This is a genomic window from Streptomyces sedi (assembly GCF_006335015.1).
Classification (GTDB): Bacteria; Actinomycetota; Actinomycetes; order Streptomycetales; family Streptomycetaceae; genus Streptomyces; species Streptomyces sedi.
This window is the reverse complement of the sequence record NZ_VDGT01000001.1, coordinates 510007-528975: the sequence shown is the minus strand read 5'-3', so window position 1 is coordinate 528975 and position 18969 is coordinate 510007. Positions and strand designations below refer to the sequence as shown.

The 18969-nt window shown below is 72.0% G+C and carries 14 protein-coding genes; 10 read left to right on the top strand and 4 right to left on the bottom strand.

Going from position 1 to position 18969, the window contains the following annotated elements:
* Positions 1-85 precede the first annotated feature (85 nt).
* Positions 86-664 carry a TetR/AcrR family transcriptional regulator gene (locus FH715_RS02105; RefSeq protein ID WP_139640238.1) on the top strand — a complete coding sequence of 193 codons (579 nt, stop codon included), beginning with the start codon at positions 86-88 and terminating at the stop codon, positions 662-664.
* Positions 665-925: 261 nt separating this feature from the next.
* Here the strand turns inward: FH715_RS02105 and FH715_RS02100 are convergent, their stop codons facing one another.
* Positions 926-1903 (bottom strand): NAD(P)-dependent alcohol dehydrogenase, encoded by a 978-nt coding sequence (locus FH715_RS02100; RefSeq protein WP_139640237.1) that lies wholly within the window; start codon positions 1901-1903, stop codon positions 926-928.
* Positions 1904-2004: 101 nt separating this feature from the next.
* On the opposite strand from FH715_RS02100, the gene FH715_RS28720 reads away from it, so the two are divergent.
* Positions 2005-2610, top strand: coding sequence for a TetR/AcrR family transcriptional regulator (locus tag FH715_RS28720; protein ID WP_139640236.1), 606 nt, complete (start codon positions 2005-2007; stop codon positions 2608-2610).
* Between the two features lie 327 nt (positions 2611-2937).
* On the opposite strand, the gene FH715_RS02090 is transcribed toward FH715_RS28720, so the two are convergent.
* Positions 2938-3984 carry a GAF domain-containing protein gene (locus tag FH715_RS02090; protein ID WP_139640235.1) on the bottom strand — a complete coding sequence of 349 codons (1047 nt, stop codon included), beginning with the start codon at positions 3982-3984 and terminating at the stop codon, positions 2938-2940.
* 1061 nt (positions 3985-5045) lie between these two features.
* Here FH715_RS02090 and FH715_RS02085 point away from each other — a divergent pair.
* From FH715_RS02085 to FH715_RS02055, 7 genes are all read left to right on the top strand, one after another.
* Entirely contained in the window at positions 5046-7040 is a 1995-nt protein-coding gene (locus tag FH715_RS02085; RefSeq protein WP_246108489.1) for a type I polyketide synthase, read from the top strand.
* Positions 7037-8590 carry an AMP-binding protein gene (locus FH715_RS02080; protein WP_139640233.1) on the top strand — a complete coding sequence of 518 codons (1554 nt, stop codon included), beginning with the start codon at positions 7037-7039 and terminating at the stop codon, positions 8588-8590. Before FH715_RS02085 ends, FH715_RS02080 begins: the two co-directional genes overlap by 4 nt.
* 99 nt (positions 8591-8689) lie before the next feature.
* Positions 8690-9880, top strand: a complete 1191-nt coding sequence (locus tag FH715_RS02075; protein ID WP_139640232.1) for an NAD(P)/FAD-dependent oxidoreductase — start codon at positions 8690-8692, stop codon at positions 9878-9880.
* A 293-nt stretch (positions 9881-10173) separates the two neighbouring features.
* Positions 10174-13143 carry a sensor histidine kinase gene (locus tag FH715_RS02070; RefSeq protein WP_139640231.1) on the top strand — a complete coding sequence of 990 codons (2970 nt, stop codon included), beginning with the start codon at positions 10174-10176 and terminating at the stop codon, positions 13141-13143.
* Positions 13140-13568: a roadblock/LC7 domain-containing protein gene (locus FH715_RS02065; protein WP_139640230.1), complete on the top strand. Its 429-nt coding sequence runs from the start codon at positions 13140-13142 to the stop codon at positions 13566-13568. The genes FH715_RS02070 and FH715_RS02065 overlap by 4 nt, the downstream gene beginning before the upstream one ends.
* A 4-nt stretch (positions 13569-13572) precedes the next feature.
* A complete protein-coding gene (locus FH715_RS02060; protein ID WP_139640229.1) occupies positions 13573-13959 on the top strand; it encodes a DUF742 domain-containing protein in 387 nt (128 codons plus the stop codon).
* On the top strand, positions 13940-14530 hold the full coding sequence (locus tag FH715_RS02055; RefSeq protein ID WP_139640228.1) for a GTP-binding protein: 591 nt from the start codon (positions 13940-13942) through the stop codon (positions 14528-14530). Before FH715_RS02060 ends, FH715_RS02055 begins: the two co-directional genes overlap by 20 nt.
* Before the next feature lie 235 nt (positions 14531-14765).
* Here the strand turns inward: FH715_RS02055 and FH715_RS02050 are convergent, their stop codons facing one another.
* On the bottom strand, positions 14766-15581 hold the full coding sequence (locus FH715_RS02050; protein WP_139640227.1) for an SAM-dependent methyltransferase: 816 nt from the start codon (positions 15579-15581) through the stop codon (positions 14766-14768).
* Positions 15574-16443 carry a DUF5753 domain-containing protein gene (locus FH715_RS02045; RefSeq protein WP_139640226.1) on the bottom strand — a complete coding sequence of 290 codons (870 nt, stop codon included), beginning with the start codon at positions 16441-16443 and terminating at the stop codon, positions 15574-15576. Before FH715_RS02045 ends, FH715_RS02050 begins: the two co-directional genes overlap by 8 nt.
* Positions 16444-16870: 427 nt before the next feature.
* Here FH715_RS02045 and FH715_RS02040 point away from each other — a divergent pair, with 427 nt between their 5' ends.
* Positions 16871-18961, top strand: a complete 2091-nt coding sequence (locus FH715_RS02040) for a tetratricopeptide repeat protein (RefSeq protein WP_139640225.1) — start codon at positions 16871-16873, stop codon at positions 18959-18961.
* The last annotated feature ends 8 nt before the right edge of the window (positions 18962-18969 follow it).

Below are 18969 nucleotides of genomic sequence, written 5' to 3'. Positions count from 1 at the left end.
TGGCTCCCGCCTTGTCGTGACTGCGCGGTTGGAAGTACTCTGAATGGAGTGGTTTAACCGTAGTACTACGACTGGAGTGGTGTCAATGGTCCGCAGAAACGACGAACGGCGGGCGGCCCTTCTCGATGCCGCGATCCAGGTGCTGGCCGACCAGGGGGCGCGCGGGCTGACCTTCCGCGCCGTGGACGCCGAGGCGGGGGTGCCGGGCGGCACGACCTCGAACTACTTCGCCAACCGCGACCAGCTCCTCATCCAGGCCGGCTCCCGGGTCTACGAACGCCTCACGCCCGACGAGGCCACCGTCGCCGCACACCAGGAGGGGCCCCCGACCACCGAGCGTTACGCGGAGCTGATGAGCGACCTGGTCGCCCGGGTCGGCGGCTTCCGCAGCGGCTATCTCGCCTTCCTCGAACTGCGGCTGGAGGCCACCCGCCGCCCCGAGCTACGCCGACTGCTCACGGAGCGGGTGCGCGCCGACATCGCGCACAACGTCGCCGCGCAGGAGGCCTCCGGCCTGCCCGGCGACGCCACCGCCGTCAAGCTGCTGATCTGCGCCTACAACTGGCTGATCGTCGAACAGCTCACCCTGCCCGACGTCTTCGACGAGACGGAACGCGCGCAACTGATCCGCGCCGCGGTCGACCGCGTGATCGCGACCCCCTGACCGCTCCGCCTACCGACGCCGGCAGGGACGCGAGCCACCCCCACCGAACTGAGCCGGCGCCGGCGGGGTCGCGGGGAACTGCGCGAGCAACCCGTCACCGGGCTGAGGCCGACAGTCCACCCGAGCCGCTTGCCGGCGCCGGCGGGGGCGCGGGGAACTGCGCGAGCAACCCGCCAGCGGGCTGAGGCCGGCACCTCACCCGAGCCGCCCCCGACCGTTGTCGCCCGGGTAAGAACAACCACCTGAGGCCGACAAATCGCCTCAGCCGCCGCGAACAGTTGTCGCCCCGCCAACAACAACCCGCTTGCCGACGCCGCCACCCCGTTCCAACGCCCGGTGCGCGTCCGCGATCTCGGCCAGGGCGTGGGTTGAGGCGACCACGGGACGCAGCTCGCCGCGCGTCACGTGCGCGGCCAACGCGTCCAGGTCGGCGCGGCGGATGTCGCCGCTGAAGAAGCGCATCCGGCGGGGGCCGTGCACCGTGGAGAGGAGAATCGCCACGGCGGTACGCGGGTGGGTCGGCGCGATCGTGACCATCCGGCCGCGCGGGCGCAGCCGGCGGTGCCAGCCCGGCAGCCCGGGCGCGCCCGAGGTGTCCAGGATCACGTCGAAACGTTCCAGTTCGGCGGGGCGCGCCTCGCGGTAGTCCAGCGCCTCGTCCGCGCCGAGCGCGCGCACCGCCTCCAGCGTCGACTCCCCGGCCAGCGCGGTGACATGCGCACCCAGCGCGTGGCCGAGTACGACCGCCGCGCTGCCGACCCCGCCCGCGCCGCCGCGCACCAGCAGCCGCTGCCCGGCGCGCAGCCGTCCCCGGGTCAGCAGCGCGTTGACGGCGGTCGTTCCCACGCCGGGGAGCGCCGCGGCCCGCGCCGGGTCGATCCCCTCGGGCAGCGGCCCCAGCCGCGCCGCCTCCACCACCGTCGCCTCTGCCGCGGCGCCGACCGGCGCGAAGACCGCCGAGCGGGGCAGCGCCCCCCACACCCGCTGCCCCACGGCCAGGTCCGTGACGCCGGGGCCGAGGGCGTCCACCTCGCCGGAGATGTCGAGCCCGGTGCCGAACGGGGGCCGGCGCCGTGACATCCACCGCAGCCGGCCGGCGCGCGCGTGCAGGTCGCCGCCGTTGACGCTGGTGGCGTGGACCCGCACCCGCACCTGGCCGGCGGCGGGTTCGGGCTCGGGCACCTCCTCCACCCGCAGGACCTCGGGCGGACCGTGACGGTGGTAGCGGGCGGCGAGCACGGTGGGACCTCCAGGCGGGAAGAGAGCGGCTTACGCTGGGTGAACGTAGCGTCGGCGCACCGCGGACCGGCGGGTTCCGGGGCTAAGTGAGAGGAAGCGGCATGGAAGCGTCTCAGCCGCCGCGCGCGCGACTGCGCGCCGACGCCGAGGGGAACCGGGGGCGGATCGTCGCGGCGGCCCGCGCGGTGTTCGCGGAGTCCGGCGAACGCGCCCCCGCGAGCCGGGTCGCCCGCCGGGCGGGGGTGGGGGTGGCGACGCTGTACCGCAGGTTTCCGACGAGGGAGGACCTGGTGGAGGCGGCGTGCGCCGATCAACGCGCCGAGTGCCACGGGGTGTTGCGACGGCTGGAGGCGCACCCCGACCCGTGGGAGGCCGTGCGGGGGATGGTGCTGCGCATGTGTGCGACGCAGCTGCGGGACCGGGGGGTTACCGACAGGGCGCTGGCGGAGGTGGAGACGTTGGCCGAGGAGCTGGGACGCCTGGACGCGATCCTGGCGCGGGCCCGCGCGGCCGGGGTCGTGCGCCGCTCCGTCGACCGGGGGGACCTGTGCCTGCTGGCGTTCGGGCACGCGGGTGTGGTGGCCGCCGCGGGCCCCGATCCGGGGCCGGCGTCCCGCCGTTACGCGGAACTCGCGCTGTTGGCGCTGCGCGCGCAGCCGCCCCGGCGGGGGGCGAACGTCGCCAACCTGCCCGAACAACACACCTAGCACCCCGGGCCTGAACCGCCGGGCGCCGTACGGTGTTTCCGGTCAGCCGGACGCGGCGCGGAATCGGCCGGTTCTCGTCGGGCCGTGGCGGGGCGTCGGGCGGAGGCCCGGACAGAAGGGGGTGTTCTGTCTCCACGGGGTGTGCGCGGCGGGGGCGCGGAAGGGGTGAGGGATCGGGAGAGATCTCCGCAGAGATGGTGAAACGGTCACCGCGCCGTCTGGATGGCGCGATAACCGTCACGGTCAATCACCAAGGAATGGCCGAAAGTAGCCCCTCTCCGCCCCCTTTCCGGCCGCCGTGGCGGCCGGAAAGGGACCGCCCGACCGTCAGATCGCCGGGCGGGCCTGCGACCAGCCGGGGACGCCCCCGGAACCGAGCCGCTCCACCTGTGAGGTGAACTCGGCGGCCATCTGCTGGGCCTCGCTCTGTGCCGGCGTCTGGTGGGTGATGTTCACCGCGACGGTGAGCACCCCGCTCACCGGTGCCTTGGGCGAGAGCCGCACGGGGGTGCAGGTGAAGGTGAAGTTCTGCGGGGTCGTCGCGTCGTAGGAGGCGATCCTGGCCTCGGCCAGGCTGGCCGTCTGACCGGTGTGGTACGCCCGGTCCATGGTCGCGAAGACACCGACGGCGTCGAGCCCGGGCAGCGACTCGCGGCCCGCGCTCAGCTGCTGGACCCGCCCGAACGAGGCGCCCTGCTTGGCGTTGGCGTAACGCAGCAGGTGGTTCGGCCCCTGGGTCAGCATGATGGGGAACGGCGCGCCGTCGAAGACGGCGAACATCTCCTGCTGCTGGGTCAGCAGGCTGTCCCGCAGCTGGAACTCGGAGAGAAGGGTCTCGGCGAGGTTCTGCATCCCCTCCATGTGGCGGGAGTCCCACTGGCGGGGACGCATGTCGGCGACGCAGACCGTGCCGAGGATCTGCCCGGTGTGGTCGAGCAGCGGGGTGCCGAGGTAGGCGCGCACGCCCATCTCGTTGACCAGCGGGTTGCCCTTGAACCTGGGGTAGTCGAAGACGTCGTCCAGGGCCAACTGCGAGCCCTGCGCGACGACATGGGGGCAGAACCCGTAGTCGACCGGCGCCTCGCGGGCTATCTCGGGGATGTTGTTGAGGTCGAAGGCTATGCCCCGGCCGTCGCTCTCCAGGCCGGCGTTCTCGTCGGCCGCGACGGGGGGCGTGTACATACCACGGAACATCTGGCGCTCGTCGCTGATGAAATTGACCATGGCAAGGGGTGCCTGCGCGAGACTGCCGGCCAGCCGGGCGATGCGGTCAAACTTTGCCTCGGGCTCGGAGTCGTTCAGACCGAGAAGCTGCAACCGCCGCCTGCGCTGCTCACCCTCGTTGGGGGCTTGATCGGGTGTCAGGGGCTTCATGGCCCACATGAAACCAGAACCGAACCCCGGTGCGCCGCCCCGCCGGGGGAGTTGGGGCGCCTTTTGTCACGCGGCGCTCGTCACACCTTGCTCCTCTGTCTCACCGTTCGCTCACGCCGCCGAGGAGGGCGCAACTACGGAGCTTGTCCAGATCCGGACCTCCTCAATCCTGGCGCGCTCAGTTTTCGTCATTCCCGGTCAGAAACGGGCGGAACTCCCTAGGTCGTACGACAATCTTCCGATGGGATCGATGACTTCGGGTGGCAACGTGTCGCGGTCACTGCCGGCGGGTACCCCGCAGGGCGGGTGTGTCCGGTGAGGCAGGGGACGCACCAGCTGGTCACTTGTGTACCGGAATCTGAACGAACAAGTGCGTGTCATCACCGTAAAGAGCCGGTTAAGAACCGTGAGTTGATCGCCTACTTTCGCGTAGGGTGCGTCTGCCGTGTCCGTCGCCCGCGTCACTTCGTCAGTCACGAGGTCATGAGACAGCCGAGAGCAAGCCTCCACGCCGGTACCGCCGAGGTTCAGGCCCGGCCATTTCCGGCAGGTCGGACGGGTTCGGTGCCCGATTCGCTCCAGACGTGCCGAACTGTTCGGATCGGCGCGTCCGTACTCGCCGGACCCCCAGGCAAGGTTGCTCCGAAATGGGGGCGGCCTGATTCCCCGTCATGGATGGCGTTTCCGGCTCGTGGGCGGCACCATGCCCTGTCGTAAGGCATATGACCGAGGCACCACGCACTCAGAAGAGCGGAGCTGACCACAGACGAGCGAACAACCCGTATCGGAGTTGGCGCGATACCACTCCCCCGACCACGGGAGTGGCCTACCGATAGGGGCACGGGGCGGACGGCGAGTCCGGCCCCGCACAAGTTCGGCCAGGCAGCGGAACAACCCGCGAGCGAACAGCTACGGACAGGCAGGACAACACCCGGATTCTCTACGGGGAGTAGGCGCCCGCACCGCGACGCGCCACCGTCAGGCACCCCCCGCACCACCCGAGCACCACGCACGAACACCGCACCACCGCAGGGACGTCAGAGAAACGAAGGAGTTGACTGGTGAAGAGTTCGACAGCGGAGGTCGAGGAACGCGCGGTCGCGGTGATCGGCACAGCCTGCCGGCTCCCTGGCGCCGATGACCCCGACCAGCTCTGGGAGGTGCTGCGCGACGGCCTGGACGCGACCAGCGACACCCCCGCCGACCGCTACGACGTGGACGCCCTCTACTCCCCGCGCGCGGAGCCCGGCACCGTCGGCGCCCGACGGGCCGGATACGTCCGGGGCATGGCCGACTTCGACGCCGAGTTCTTCGGGATCTCCACCGCGGAGGCCACCGAACTCGACCCGCAGCAACGACTGCTGCTCATGGCCACCTGGGAGGCGCTGGAGGACGCCGGGCAGTTGCCCCGCGACCTCGCCGGCACCCGCACCGGCGTCTTCGTCGGCGCGGCCCGCTCCGACTTCCTTGAGGAGCAGTACCGGCGCGGCCTGACCGCGGTCACCCCCTCCGCGTTCCACAACTACCGCTCGCTGCTGGCCGCCCGGCTCTCGCACGAGTTCGACCTGCGCGGACCGAGCGTCGTCTACGACACCGCCTGCGCCTCCTCGCTGACCGCGGTGCACTCCGCCGTGATGAGCCTGCGCGCTGGCGAGACCAGGCTGGCGGTCGTCGCCGGCGTCAACCTGCTGCTCCGCCCCGACGAGGGCGTGCTGATGACGCAGGCCGGCTCGCTCTCCAGCGATGGCCGGGTCAAGTTCGGCTCCGCCGACGCCGACGGCTTCGCCCCCAGCGACGCGGTGGGCGTGGTCGTACTCAAGCCGCTGCGGCAGGCGATAGCCGACGGCGACCGGGTCCGCGCGGTGATCGCCGGCAGCGCCATCGGCAACGACGGCCAGACCAGCGACTCCGTGCTGACGCCCTCGCTCGACGGCCAGCGCGACGTGCTGCGCTGGGCCTACGAGGACGCCGGCATATGCCCGGCGGACGTGGACTTCGTCGAGGCGCACGGCGCCGGCTCCCCGGCCCTCGACCCCCTCGAACTCACCGCGCTCGGCGAGGTGCTGGGCGAGGGACGCCCCGCCGAACGCCCCTGCCTGGTGGGCTCGGTGAAGAGCAACATCGGCCACGCCGAGGCCGCCGGCGGCATCGCCGGGCTCATCAAGACGGTGCTGGCCCTCGAACACGGCCAGGTGCCGCCCAGCCTCAACGTCTCCCGCCTCAACCCCACGGTCGCCTGGGACCGACTGCCGCTGGCCCTCGCCACCCGGCTCCAGGAGCTGCCAGGGGCGGGCCGCCCCGCCATCGCCGGTGTCAGCGGTCAGGGATCGTCGGCGCTCAACGCCCACGTCGTGGTGCGTCAGGGAGAGACGGTCACCTCCCGGCACGCCGACCCCCGGCACGCCGGCGGTGACGAGGAGGTCTGTCTGCTGACGCTCTCCGCCCGTTCCATCCCCGCGCTCCAGGACCTGGTGCGTTCCTATGTCGACTACCTGTCGCCCGGCGGCAGGGGCGCCGAGTTCGCGCTCGCCGACATCTGCTTCAGCGCGGCGACCCGGCGCGAGCACCACCCGTTCCGGGTGGCCGTGATGGCCGACAGCCGCGAGGCGATGGTGCGGGCGCTCACCGACCCCGGCCGGCTCGCCGACCCCGAGGTCGCCTCGCTGCCGCTGGCCGCCGCGGCCGAGCAGTACCGGCGCGGCCACGACGTGCGGTGGGAGAGCGTCTTCGGCCCCGACCACCTCTATGTCCCGCTGCCCACCTACCCCTGGCAGACCCGCCGCTACTGGCCGGGCGAGCGGGTGGCCGAGACCCCGGCCGCCGGTTCGGACCTCGCCACCACGGTGCTGCGCGAGCACGCCAGGAGCACCTCGGCCGACTACTCCGACGGCTCGCTCCTGACGGACATGGGCATCGACTCCCTCGCCCGGGTGCGGATCATCCTGCGACTGGCCTCCGACCACGGCTACGAGGTCGAGGCCGAGGAGCTGGCCGGGTTGCGCACCGTGGGCGACTTCCGCAACTGGCTGCACGTGCTGGAGGCCCAGGCAGCATGAACAGTGGGCGCGCGACGCTCTGGGACTGGTTCGCCGTGTCGGCGGAGCGGCACCCCGACCAACCGGCGCTTGAGGTGGGGCCCGAGCGGCTCACCTACGGCGAGCTGCGCCGGCTGGTCGAGGGGCTGGCCGTGCGGATGTTGGCCGTCAACGGCGGCCGACCGCCGGGCGCCGTCGGGCTGTCGGCCGCCCGCTCGGTCACCGCCTACGTCGGCTATCTGGCGGCCCTCCGGGTCGGCGCCACCCTGGTGCCGCTCAACCCGGAGGCGCCGCCGGCCCGCAACAGGGCGGTCGCCGCCGCCGCCGGCGTCGAACTCGCCGTCGCCGACCCGGCGTCCGCCGACGCCACGCCGGGCGTCGTCACCCTCGCCTTCGACGCCGACGAGCTGCGCGCCCTCGCCGAGGGCGACCCCACCGCGCCGCCCCACTCCGCGACCGGCGAGGACATCGCCTATCTGGTCTTCACCTCCGGCTCCACCGGCGTGCCCAAGGGCGTGCCGATCACCCACGCCAACGCGACCTCCTACCTCACCCATGTGGTGCCGCGCGCCGAGGCCGGCCCCGGCAGCCGGATGTCCGGCACCTTCGAGCTGACCTTCGACGGCTCCGTCTACGACCTCTTCGTCGCCTGGGGCTCGGGCGCGACGCTGGTGGTGCCGCTGCGCACCCAGCTGCTGTCGCCGGTGAAGTTCATCGCCGGCAGGGAGCTGACCCACTGGTTCTCGGTGCCCTCGCTGGTGTCGTTCGCCGCGCAGCTCGGCACCCTCAAGCCGGGGGCGATGCCCACCCTGCGCTGGAGCGTCTTCGGCGGCGAGCCGCTGCCGCTGGCCGCCGCCCGCGCCTGGGCCGCCGCCGCGCCGCACAGCACGCTGGAGATCCTCTACGGGCCGAGCGAGGTGACGGTCTCCTGCACCGAGTACCGGCTGCCGGCCGACCCGGCCGACTGGCCGAGCACGGCCAACGGCACCGGGCCGCTCGGCGCCGGCTACGACGAGTTGGAGTTCCTTCTTCTGGACGAGGACGGCCGCCCCGCCGACGACGGCGAGTTGTGCGTGCGCGGCGCGCAGCGCTTCCCCGGCTATCTGGACCCGGCCAACAACGCCGGGCGTTTCCTGTCGGTTGACGCGGGTGGAACGGTGCACCTCTACAACGGCGAGGAGCCGCTGACGGAGGACCACTGGTACCGCACGGGGGACCGGGTCGGACGCCAGGACGGGCTGCTCGTCCACCTCGGCCGGGTCGACCAGCAGGTGAAGATCCGCGGCTACCGGATCGAACCCGGCGAGATCGAGGCGCTGTTGCGGGAGCAGGAAGGGGTGCGGGACGCGGCGGTCGTCGCGGTGACGGGACCGGACGGCGAGAAGGAACTGGCGGCGGCCGTCAGCGGCGCCGACACCGACCCCGAACCGCTGTATTCGGCACTCGGGGATCGTCTGCCGCCCTATATGATTCCGCGCCGCATCACCGTGTTCGACAATCTCCCGTTGAATGCCAACGGAAAGATCGACCGCCGCGCGCTGGTGGGCACCTTCGAATCCGGTCATTCCTGAAAGCGGATCACCGCGCCGGTGTTCCGGCCGGAAACCGTTCCGAACGAACGAGAATTGGCCGCCCTGGCCGAAATAGCCGACTCCCAGTGAGGCTCACACATGTCCGATGCGTTCGACGCCATCGTGGTCGGCGCGCGCTGCGCCGGTTCGCCGACGGCGATGCTGCTCGCCAGGGCCGGATACCGGGTGCTCCTGTTGGACCGGGCGGAATTCCCGTCCGACACGCTTTCCACGCATCTCATCCACCAGCCGGGAGTGGCCGCGCTGGCGCGCTGGGGACTGCTGGGGCGCGTGGTGGATTCCGGTTGTCCGCCGCTGGACCGGGTGACGTACCAGGTCGGCGACGTGCGGCTGGCCGGCAGCGGCCGGGGCGTCGAGGGGCAGCGCGCGGGCTACGCGCCCCGCCGGTTCCTGCTCGACCCGATCCTGCTGGAGGGCGCCGTCGAGGCCGGCGTCGAGTTCCGGGGCCGCTGCACGGTCACCGACCTGCTGCGCGACGAGGACGGCCGGGTGGTCGGGGTGACGGGCACGCACCGGGGGAGGGCGTTCCGCGAACGGGCGCGGCTGGTGGTCGGCGCCGACGGGATGCGCTCGAAGGTCGCGGCCCTCGTCGAGGCGCCCTTCACCTCCAGGAAACCCACGCTGACCTGCGCCTACTACTCCTACTGGGAGGATGTGCCGGCCTGCCTCGAACTCTACGAGGGGTCCGGCGCCTGGGTCGCTGCCGTGCCCACCAACGAGGGCGCGACGCTGGTGCTCACCTATTTCCCGCAGGAACGTTTCGACGAGGTGCGGCGCGACGCGGAGGCCGCCTACACGGAGCAGATCAGGTCGACGGCCCCCGAGCTCTTCGCCAGGCTCACGGGAAAACAGCAGGTGGAGAGGTTGCGCGGCACGGGCGACCAGCAGAACTTCTTCCGCGCCGCCACCGGCCCCGGCTGGGCCCTGGTCGGGGACGCGGGCCACCACAAGGACTCGATCACCGCGCGCGGCATCAGCGACGCGTTCTTCCAGGCCGAGTCCCTGGCGCGGAACATCGGCGACCAACTCCGGGACCCCGTGCGGCTGTCGAGCGCGCTGGACGCCTACGCGGCCGACCGCGACGCGACGCTGACGAGCGGTTTCGAGGCGACGCTAGGAGTGGCGCGGCTCGAAGTCCACGAGGAGCGGCTGTCGTTGCTGCGCGCGATACGGCAGGACGAGGAGTTGACGTCGATCTACTTCGACCTGGTGGCCGGGGTCGGATCTTCCGAGTCGCTCTACACTCCACGGTTGATGGCGTTGTTGTGAAGCTTCACGGGACAGGTGAAGGGAGGGCAGAGGGGCGGGCGAAGCGTTCCGGTTCCGGCTTGTTGTCGAACCAAGTGCGGTGCGTGACAGAGCGGATGGGTGTCGTTCGATGTCAACGGGCCATCGCCGAACGAGTTCGGCGTGACCTGGTACGGTGCACCGGGTTGGACGTTAGTTGACGTGGCGTTACGCTGCGAAAACGACATTTCCACTGTAGCAACCGGACATTGCACGCATCCCCGCGACGGGTGTCCCCTATCGCTATCATCGTTCCGCCGCCCCCGAGGAATCAGATGTCAGGCATACGCGACCGACGCAGTGATCCCAGGACTTCGCGTGGATCTCTCCGGATATCGCTGGTTCTGCCGGTCCTCATCGCCGCGCTCACGCTCACCGGACTGTGGGGCTGGGCGGGGAGTTCTCTGGTCGGGGACAGTCTCACGCTCGGTTCCGACGCGGATCGCGCCGAATCGGTCGGGGAACCGACCCGTGAACTGATCGCCTGCCTCCAGAGCGAACGCCGCGCGACCGCCGCCTGGTTGGCCGACGACGACTCCGCCTCGCTCGACACCGTGGACGAGGCCCGCGCCGCGACGGACGCGGCCGTAGAACGTTTTCGTGGCGCGCGTTCCGAGTTGGAGTCCGGCAGCTCCACCCTGCGCGGCTGGGCCGGCCGGCTCGACGGCTCGCTCGGCGAGCTGGACCAGCGCCGCTCCGCCGCCGACGACGGCGAGTTGACGGGCGCCGAGGCCCACCGGATCCTCACCGGAACCGTCACCGAGGCCATCGCGCTGCTCGACGCCGCGCACCGGATGTCCGACGCCTCCCTGAGCCACCGGGCCATCGCCGCGACCGACCTCCTGGAGCTGGCCGAGGCGTTCTCCCGCCAGGACGCGCTGCTGTACACGGCGGCCGAGGACGGCGCCGACCAGGAGGCCGTGCGCCAGGCGCACGCCCAGGCGCTGGCGCTCCAGAGCCAGACCCGCACCGCCCTGGACATCGGCGACCTGCCGCAGGAACAGGCCGACGCCTACGAAAGCCTCGTCGAGACCGCCCAGTTCGCCGAGCTGATCGCCGTCGAGGCGCCGGGCCAGGACGGCGCCAACGCGCTGCCCGGCAACGCCACCACCTGGCGCGAGGCCGCCGACGCCGTGAACAACGAGCTGCGGACGCTCAGCGACGACACCTTCGCCTCGGCCGCGTCCGACGCCTCCGACCGGTCCACCCGGATGCTGATCGGCGCCGCCCTCGGCACCGTGCTGGCGCTCGCCGTGCTCGTCGGCGCCGTGCTGCTGACGCTGCGCGCGACCCGATCGCTCATCAACCGGCTCACCGCGCTGCGCGCCTCGGCCGACGAGGTCTCGGACGTCACGCTGCCGCGGATGGTCGAACGCATGGGCCACGACGGGCAGTTGGAGGTGCCGGCCGCACCGGACGACGGTCCCTGCGGGGACGACGAGGTCGGCCGACTCGACCAGGCGCTGCGCCGCCAGCGGCAGCAGGTCATCGAGACCATCATCCAGCAGGCCAGGGGCCGTGAGGGCTCCGAGACCGTCTTCCTCGGCCTCGCCCGCCGCACCCAGATCCTCATCAACCGGATCATCCCCAAGCTGGACCAGCTGGAGCGCGAACACCAGGACTCCCGGCTGCTGAAGGACATCTTCGCCGTCGACCACCTGGCCACCCGCGTCCGCCGCCACACCGAGAACCTGCTGATCCTCGGCGGCGCCATGCCCGGCCGCCGCTGGGGCGAGCCGGTGCCGATCTACGAGGTGATGCGCAGCGCGATCTCCGAGACCGAGGACTACAGCCGCGTCGAGGCGCCCCCCGCGCCCCGCGTCGCGCTGACCGGCCGCGCCGTCGCCGACGTCGTCCACCTGCTCGCCGAACTCATCGAGAACGGCACCTCGTTCTCCCCGCCCGACACCAAGGTGTCGGTCAGCGCCCAGACCGTCGCCAGGGGCCGGCTCGCCGTCGAGATCATCGACCGCGGCCTGGGCATGTCCGAGGCCGAGTACACCCGGCTGAACAACCTGCTGGCCGACCCGCCCAAGCTCGACATGATGACCCTGGGCGAGGCACCGCGCCTCGGCCTCTTCGTGGTCGCCAGGCTCGCCAAGCGCCACGGCCTGGAGGTCGTGCTGCGCTCCTCCCCCTACGGCGGCACGCTCGCCGTGGTGCTGCTCCCCAACGAGCTGCTGGAGGAGGGCTCCTCCATCCTCTCCGGGATCATGGGCGAGGCGGCCCGCGCGTCCGCGGAGCCGGAGCCCGAGCGGGAGCGGTGGGAGAGCGCCCCGGAGTTCGACCCGCGGCAGCCGTCGGAGTTCGACGCGCTGGCCGGCGGCCGGTCCATCGGCAGCGGCCTCGAACCCGCCCCCGCACTCGGCTCGGAACGCCAGGCCCCCGCACTCGGCTCCGCGCACCAGGCGCCCGCACTCGGCGCCGAGCGCTCCGAGCCCGACCTGGTGGGCGTCGACTCCTCCGAGACGCCGCCCGCGTCCGAGGTGCGCGTGGCGGCGGGTGGCGAGGGCCACCACGCCTTCGCCGGCGACCAGGCGGTGGCGCCGCAGCAGACGACGACTCCCCCCGTGGTCGAGCCGCACGAAGTCGAAACGGAGGCACTGCCCCATCCGCCCACCGTCTACGACGACAGCGGATACCCCGCGTACGGAGGCGCCGGACTGTTGCCCAACACGCCCAGCACACCCCCGAATCCGCCCACGCCCCACCGCGCCGGCCCGCCGGAGCGCCCCACCCCACCGCCCGCGGCCCGCGAGGGCCGCCCGACCGGTGGCCCCGCCCCCTCCCTGGTCGGCCCCGGCCACAGCGGAAGCGGCCTGCCCACCCGGGGGACCCCCCCGAGCGGGGTGCCGGTCGACAAGGCCGTCGACACGGCGGAAGATATGCCACGTGCACATTCCGACGTCACGAACCCCGGCGCCGAGGCGCCCAGGACCATCGACGCGACCCCCGGGCCTGGAGCCGGGTCGGGGACGCCGTTGAAGCTACCCGTGCGTGTCCGGGGCGAGCGGTTGGCCGACCAGCTCCGCGCGGAGGCGCACCTGCGTCCGGGGGCGGACGACGAGGACCGTGCCCGTCCGCTCTCCCCGGGGCGGGCAGGCGCCACCATGGCCGCCATCCAGTCGGGCAACAAGCGCGCCCGGTTCCCCCAGCCCGCACCCCCTGCCGAAGGACATGACCCGCAGGAGCGCCCCGCCGGCCACCACACCGATGCGGGCCCTGTGAGGAAGGAACAGCGATGACCGACCAGACCCACGCCAGCGCTCACCTGGGCTGGCTTCTGGACAACCTGGTGGCCGGCGTGCCCGAGGTCCACCACGCCATCGTGCTGTCCCAGGACGGGCTGCCCCTCGCCCGTTCCTCGGCGCTGAACAGGGACGACGCCGAGCACCTCTCGGCCGTCGCCTCCGGTCTCCAGAGCCTCTCGCGCGGCGCCTCGCTGCGGTTCCAGGGCGGCCACGTCCGACAGACCGTGATCGAGATGGACAACGCGTTTCTCTTCGTGACCAACGCGGGTCAGCGGGCCCAACTGGCCGTGCTGACCTCGGACAAGGTCGACGCGGGAATGGCGGCGTACGAGATGACCCGCATCGTGCAGCAGGTCGGCGAGTACCTCAGCGCCGCGCCGCGGACCGAGACCTCGTCGGCCACGGCGTCGGGGCACTAATTCGGTGGGGGTCGGGAGGAAGAAATCTTCGTGGTTCGACGAGGAGTCCGGATACCTCGTCCGCCCGTACGCGATTTCCGGGGGCCGCACGTCCCCGGAAGGATCTGACTTCGCCCTGATCACCCTGGTGGTCGCCATGCCGGCCTCGCGTACCCTGGACAGGCGCCGTGAGCAGCCGGAGTTGACCGCCATCCTCGATTTAACTCAGGAACGCCCACTGGCGATCGTCGAAATCGCGGCGCGGCTTGACCTGCCGGCCAGTGTGGTGAAAGTGCTCTGCGGGGATCTGCTCGACAAGTCCATGATTGCTGTCAAAAAGCCGAGTCATGAGGCGTCAGCCCCCAGTGTGGAACTACTGGAGAGGGTCATCAATGGAATCCGCAGGCTATAGCCAGCAGGGGGGTTCGCAGCTGGCCATGCCAACGGCGCTGAAAATCCTCATCGCCGGTGGTTTTGGCGTGGGCAAGACCACCATGATCGGCTCCGTGAGCGAGGTACCCCCGCTGGAGACCGAGGAGTACATGACGCAGGCCAGCGTCGGCGTCGACGACCTGGCGCAGATCCCGGAGAAGACCACCACCACCGTGGCCATGGACTTCGGCCGGATCACGCTCGACACCGAGCATGTGCTCTACCTCTTCGGCACCCCGGGCCAGGAGCGCTTCTGGTTCATGTGGGACGACCTGGCGGCGGGGGCGCTCGGCGCCGTGGTACTGACCGACCCGCGCCGGCTGGCGGACAGCTTCGCCTCCGTCGACTTCTTCGAGCAGCGCCAGATCCCGTTCGCCATCGGCATCAACTGCTTCTACGGACGCAGGGAGTGCACCGCCGAGGAGGTCAACGCGGCGCTCAACCTGCGCAACCCGGCGCCCGTCGTGATGTGCGACGTGCGCGAACGAGAGTCCAGCAAGCGGGTGTTGCTGGCGCTGCTGGAGTCGGCCAAGACGGTCGCCATCGGCTGAGCCCGGCCGGGTCGGCCGGTCGGCCGGTCGGCCAGCTCGACGGCTCTGGACGGTCGCCTCGGCTCGCTCTCAGGCTCGCCTCGCCTTGCCCCCGGGCTCGCCTCGCCCCCGGCCCGGGGCCGCCGTTCCCTTCCCGGGACGTCGACGTGCCCGGACGTGAAGTGGCCGCCCCCGGCCTTCTCCGGGCCGGGGGCGGCCACTTCCGCGTCTCGTCGAGGAGCGCCCGTGCCGCCGGTCAGGGCACCCGGGCGACGCCGGCCCACATGGAGACCGTCTCGTGGGTGGCCTCCGCCGGCACCGGCCCGTCGGGGCGCCAGTCCTGCGGCGGGACCAGCCCCGGCTCGACCAGCTCCAGGCCGTCGAAGAACCGCAGGATCTCCGCCTTGTTCCGCACCTGGCCCATCTGCCCGGTCGCGTTGCGGTCCACGTTGGCGATGCGCTGCCACGTCGGCGGGTCGAAGTCACCGGTCACATGGGTGACCACCAGATAGCTGCCCGAGGGCAGCGCCCGCACGTACTCGGCGACCAACTCGTGTGCGGGCACACCGCGTTCGGCGTCGTCGGCGATGTAGTGCAGCAGCGCGTTGAGGCACAGGGCGATCGGCCGGTCCAGCGTGAGGACCTCGCTCAGCTCGGGGCTCTCCAGGATGCTCGGCGGGTCGAAGAAGTCCGCGTGCAGATAGGCGGTGCGCCCCTCCGTGGTGCCCTGCATCAGCGCCTCGGCGTAACGCAGCACGATCAACCGGTTGTCCGTGTAGACGATGCGGGACTCGGGCGCCACGCCCTGCGCGATCTGGTGCAGGTTGGGCTCGGTGGGAATGCCGGTGCCGATGTCCAGGAACTGCCGGATGCCGGCCTCCTCGGCCAGCCAGCGCGTCGCGCGGTGTATGAAGGCCCGGTTCGCCCTGGCGGCCGTCTTCACCCCCGGCCAGATGCCGGCGATGTACTGGCCGGCCTGCTCGTCCGCCGGGTAGGAGGTCTTGCCCTCCAGGAACCAGTCATAGACCCGCGCCGGATCTGGCTTGTTCGGGTCGATCTGTTCCTCAAGCAACGGCTTTGTCCTCCCACTTGGCGATCCAGTCCGTGATCGGCACGCTGTCCCGCACGGAGGCGGCGGAGTCGAGCGCCATCAGGTACTGGCGGACGACCTGGGGCCGTTCACAGATCTCGGCGCCCCCCAGCGTACTTAACAGCACGAGGTCCGGCAGCTCGGAGGGCCGGTAGCGGAGCAGGCGCACGGGGCCGCAGAGCAGCGCCGAGTGGGCGGTGTGCAGCGGCACCACCCTGATGGTGAACCCGGGGCGTTCCACCAGCCGCCGCAGATGGGCGAACTGCTCGCGCAGCACGGCGGGGCCGCCGACCCGCCGGCGCAGGGCGGCCTCCTCCACCAACGCCCACACGGCCGGCGGCCGGGGCTCGGCGCGCTCCAGCACGGCCTGCCGCCGGCGCAGCAACTCCAAGCGCCGCGCCAGGCGTTGCGCCGAGTCGCCCGGATGCTGGCGGCGGAGCAGCGCCGAGGCGTAGGCCGGGCTCTGGAGCAGGTCGGGGACCACGGCCGGCGCGTAGACGCGGATCAGCTGGGCGTGCTCCTCAAGCCCCACATGGTCGGCCAGCCAGTCGGGCAGCACGTCGCGGTAACGCTCCCACCAGCCCGCCGTGTTGGCGCGCTCGGCCTGCGCCAGCAGCCGCGCGGTGCCGGCGGCGTCGAGGCGGCCGTAGGCGGCGAGCAGCGCCCCCAGCCGGCCGGGGGCCAGCTCGGCGCGGCCCTCCTCCAGCCGACGCACCGCCTCCGGCTCAGCGTCGAGCACGGACGCCGCCGCGGCCAGCGACATCCCGGCCGCCCGACGCAACGCGCGCAGCCTGGCCCCCAGCAGCATCCGGCCGGCCGTGGCGGCGACATGACCAGCCGACATGGGAGCCCCCTCCGACACTCACCCGACCCCGCACCCGGGTGCGACCACCCGGCGACAACCGGCCAGGCGCCGCGGCGCGTTCCCCGGATCGCGGACCGTGACCTCTCGCAGCGTAGTGCGAACGCCCCCTGTGGCGCAGCGAGTTGGCGGATGCGGGGGAAGCGGACGTATCGACGCGGGCGTGGGTATCGGCCATTCTGCTCTCGGAGGGAGCCGGTGGGGTTCCGTTGCATGGCGGAGGCTCCGTTGCGTCGTGGTCTGTCAACGCGGCTTCGCGTCGGACCACGCGGGGTTCTGAGCATGTGCTTCGGGGCGGGGCCGACTGGGGCCGGTCGGGCAAGCGGCCGATCGACAAGCGGGAAAGCCCGTGGCCGGAACCCGTTCGAGTGAATCGTCGCGGGAGGTTCAGTTACTCATCATGAGGAACATGCGGCACACCAATAAGCTGAGTGACTTAGCCCAGGTCCACGGGGCCAGCGTGCAGGCCGGCGAGATTCGCGGGGGCATCCACCTGCACGGGGTCGGCGTGGTCGACTGTTTGCGGACGCCCCGTCAACTGCCGCCCATCTCCGCGCACTTCGGCGGGCGGGAGGCCGATCTCGCCCGGCTCGAAGACCTTCGCGGCCATGGCCACCCGGGCGCGCCGCGGTTGATCGTGGTGAGCGGGCAGGCAGGGGTCGGTAAGACGACGCTGGTCCTCGGCTGGTTGGGCATGGTTCACGGGTGTTTCCCCGACGGCCAGTTCTTCGTCGACCTCAGGGGCCACGGTCCGCACGGACGTGTCGAGCCGGAAGAGGCGCTGGAACAGCTTCTCCATGCGTGGGGAGCCGTCGACGTGCCCTCGGGGCTGGCCAACCGGGTGGCCCAGTGGCGCACGTTGACCAGCGACCTGCGGGCCGCCGTCTTCGTGGACGACGCCCTCCACCCGGCGCAGGTGCGCCCGTTGATCCCGGGTTCGGCCGACTGCCTGCTCGTCGTGACCAGCCGTCGGCAGCTGCCAGGACTCGTCCGCGACGGGGCGCGAAGTCACCAACTCGACGTGCTGGGCCAGGAGGCGGCCGTGGAGTTGCTGTACCGGGCGGGCGGCGGAGAGCGGGTGGCCAGGGAACGGCAGGCGGCGCTGAGCGTGGTCGAACGGTGCGGACGCCTCCCGCTGGCCGTCTGTCTGGCCGCCGGGTATCTCGCCGTGCGCCCCTGGGAATCGGCCGCGGCGCTGGCGGAGCGGTTGTCCGAGGAGGGTGCGGTGCTCGACCCGCTGGTGGACGACGAGGGGGCTGTCCGGCGCGCGTTCGATGCGTCCTACCGGCTGCTCTCGACCAAGTGCGCCAGCGTCTACCGTGCCTTGGGGCTCCTGCCGGCCTCAGCTTTTGAGCCCGCAATGGTCGGGGCGGCTGCCGGAATCCCGACGACGGAGGCGGAGATCGCCCTGGGCGTGCTGGTGGACGCCAGCCTGGTGGCCCGCCTGCGGTGCGGCGCCTACCGCGCGCATGTCCTCGTCCGCGCTCACGCCAGGGAACGCGCCCTGGTCGAGGAGCCCTGGCGGGAGTCGCTGCTCGACCGCTTCCTCGGCTGGTGTCTGGCGATGGCGACGGAGGCGGACCGGATTGTCACCCCTAGTCACCACGCGTCGCGCGCATGCGCTCACTCCCTGCCGTCCGTCTCCGGGTTCGCCGACGAGGGGCAGGCCGTCCGCTGGCTCGACCGGCGACAGGACGTACTGATGGAAGCCGTCCGGCTGGCTGGCGCTACGGGCCGGTACCGCGTGTGCTGGCAGTTGGTCGACGCACTCCACCCGCTCTTCGCCCGGCTCCGCCCTGCCCTGATCTGGGTGGAGGCGCATGAGATCGGCCGCGACGCCGCGGAGCGCGACGGCGATACGTTTGGCCAGGTCCGGATGCTGACCTCAGGCGGCGCCGCCCTGCGGAACGCCGGGCTACACGAAGAGACGGCCGAGTGGTACGGGGCGGCCTACACGTTGGCCTGCCAGAGGAACGACCGGCGCCAGCAGGCCCAGGCACTCCAGGGCTTGGGCAACACGTACCTGTGGTTGGGCGAGTACGCGGCGGCGACCGAACGACTGCGCGACGCGTTGGCGCTGCGTGAGGCCAGCGGGGACCGGAGAGGTGCGGCGCTGAGCCAGGTGTCGCTCGCCGAGGTGGCCATCGAGACCCGCGAGTACACGCGGGCGATGGCACTCCTGGCAGCGGCGAGGGTGAGGCTGGCCGAGGTGCGCGACGCGTATGACGCCGCCCGTGCGTTGGCCCTGCTGGGGAGGGCCACCGGCCTGGGCGGTGACCGGCGTGCGGGCGAGCGACGGCTGCGGCGGGCGCTTCGCGAGTTCGGGGCGACGGGCGCTGCCCCTTGGCAGGCCAGGGTCTGGGAGCTGTTGGGCGAGGTGGCGCAGCACCACGGGGCGCCAGCCGAGGCCGCCGCCCGATACGAGCGGTCCCGCGACCTCTACGAGTCCGTGAGCGCGCGCGACACCGAACGCCTGAGCGGGCGGCTGCGCTCGCTGTGAACGGGGAG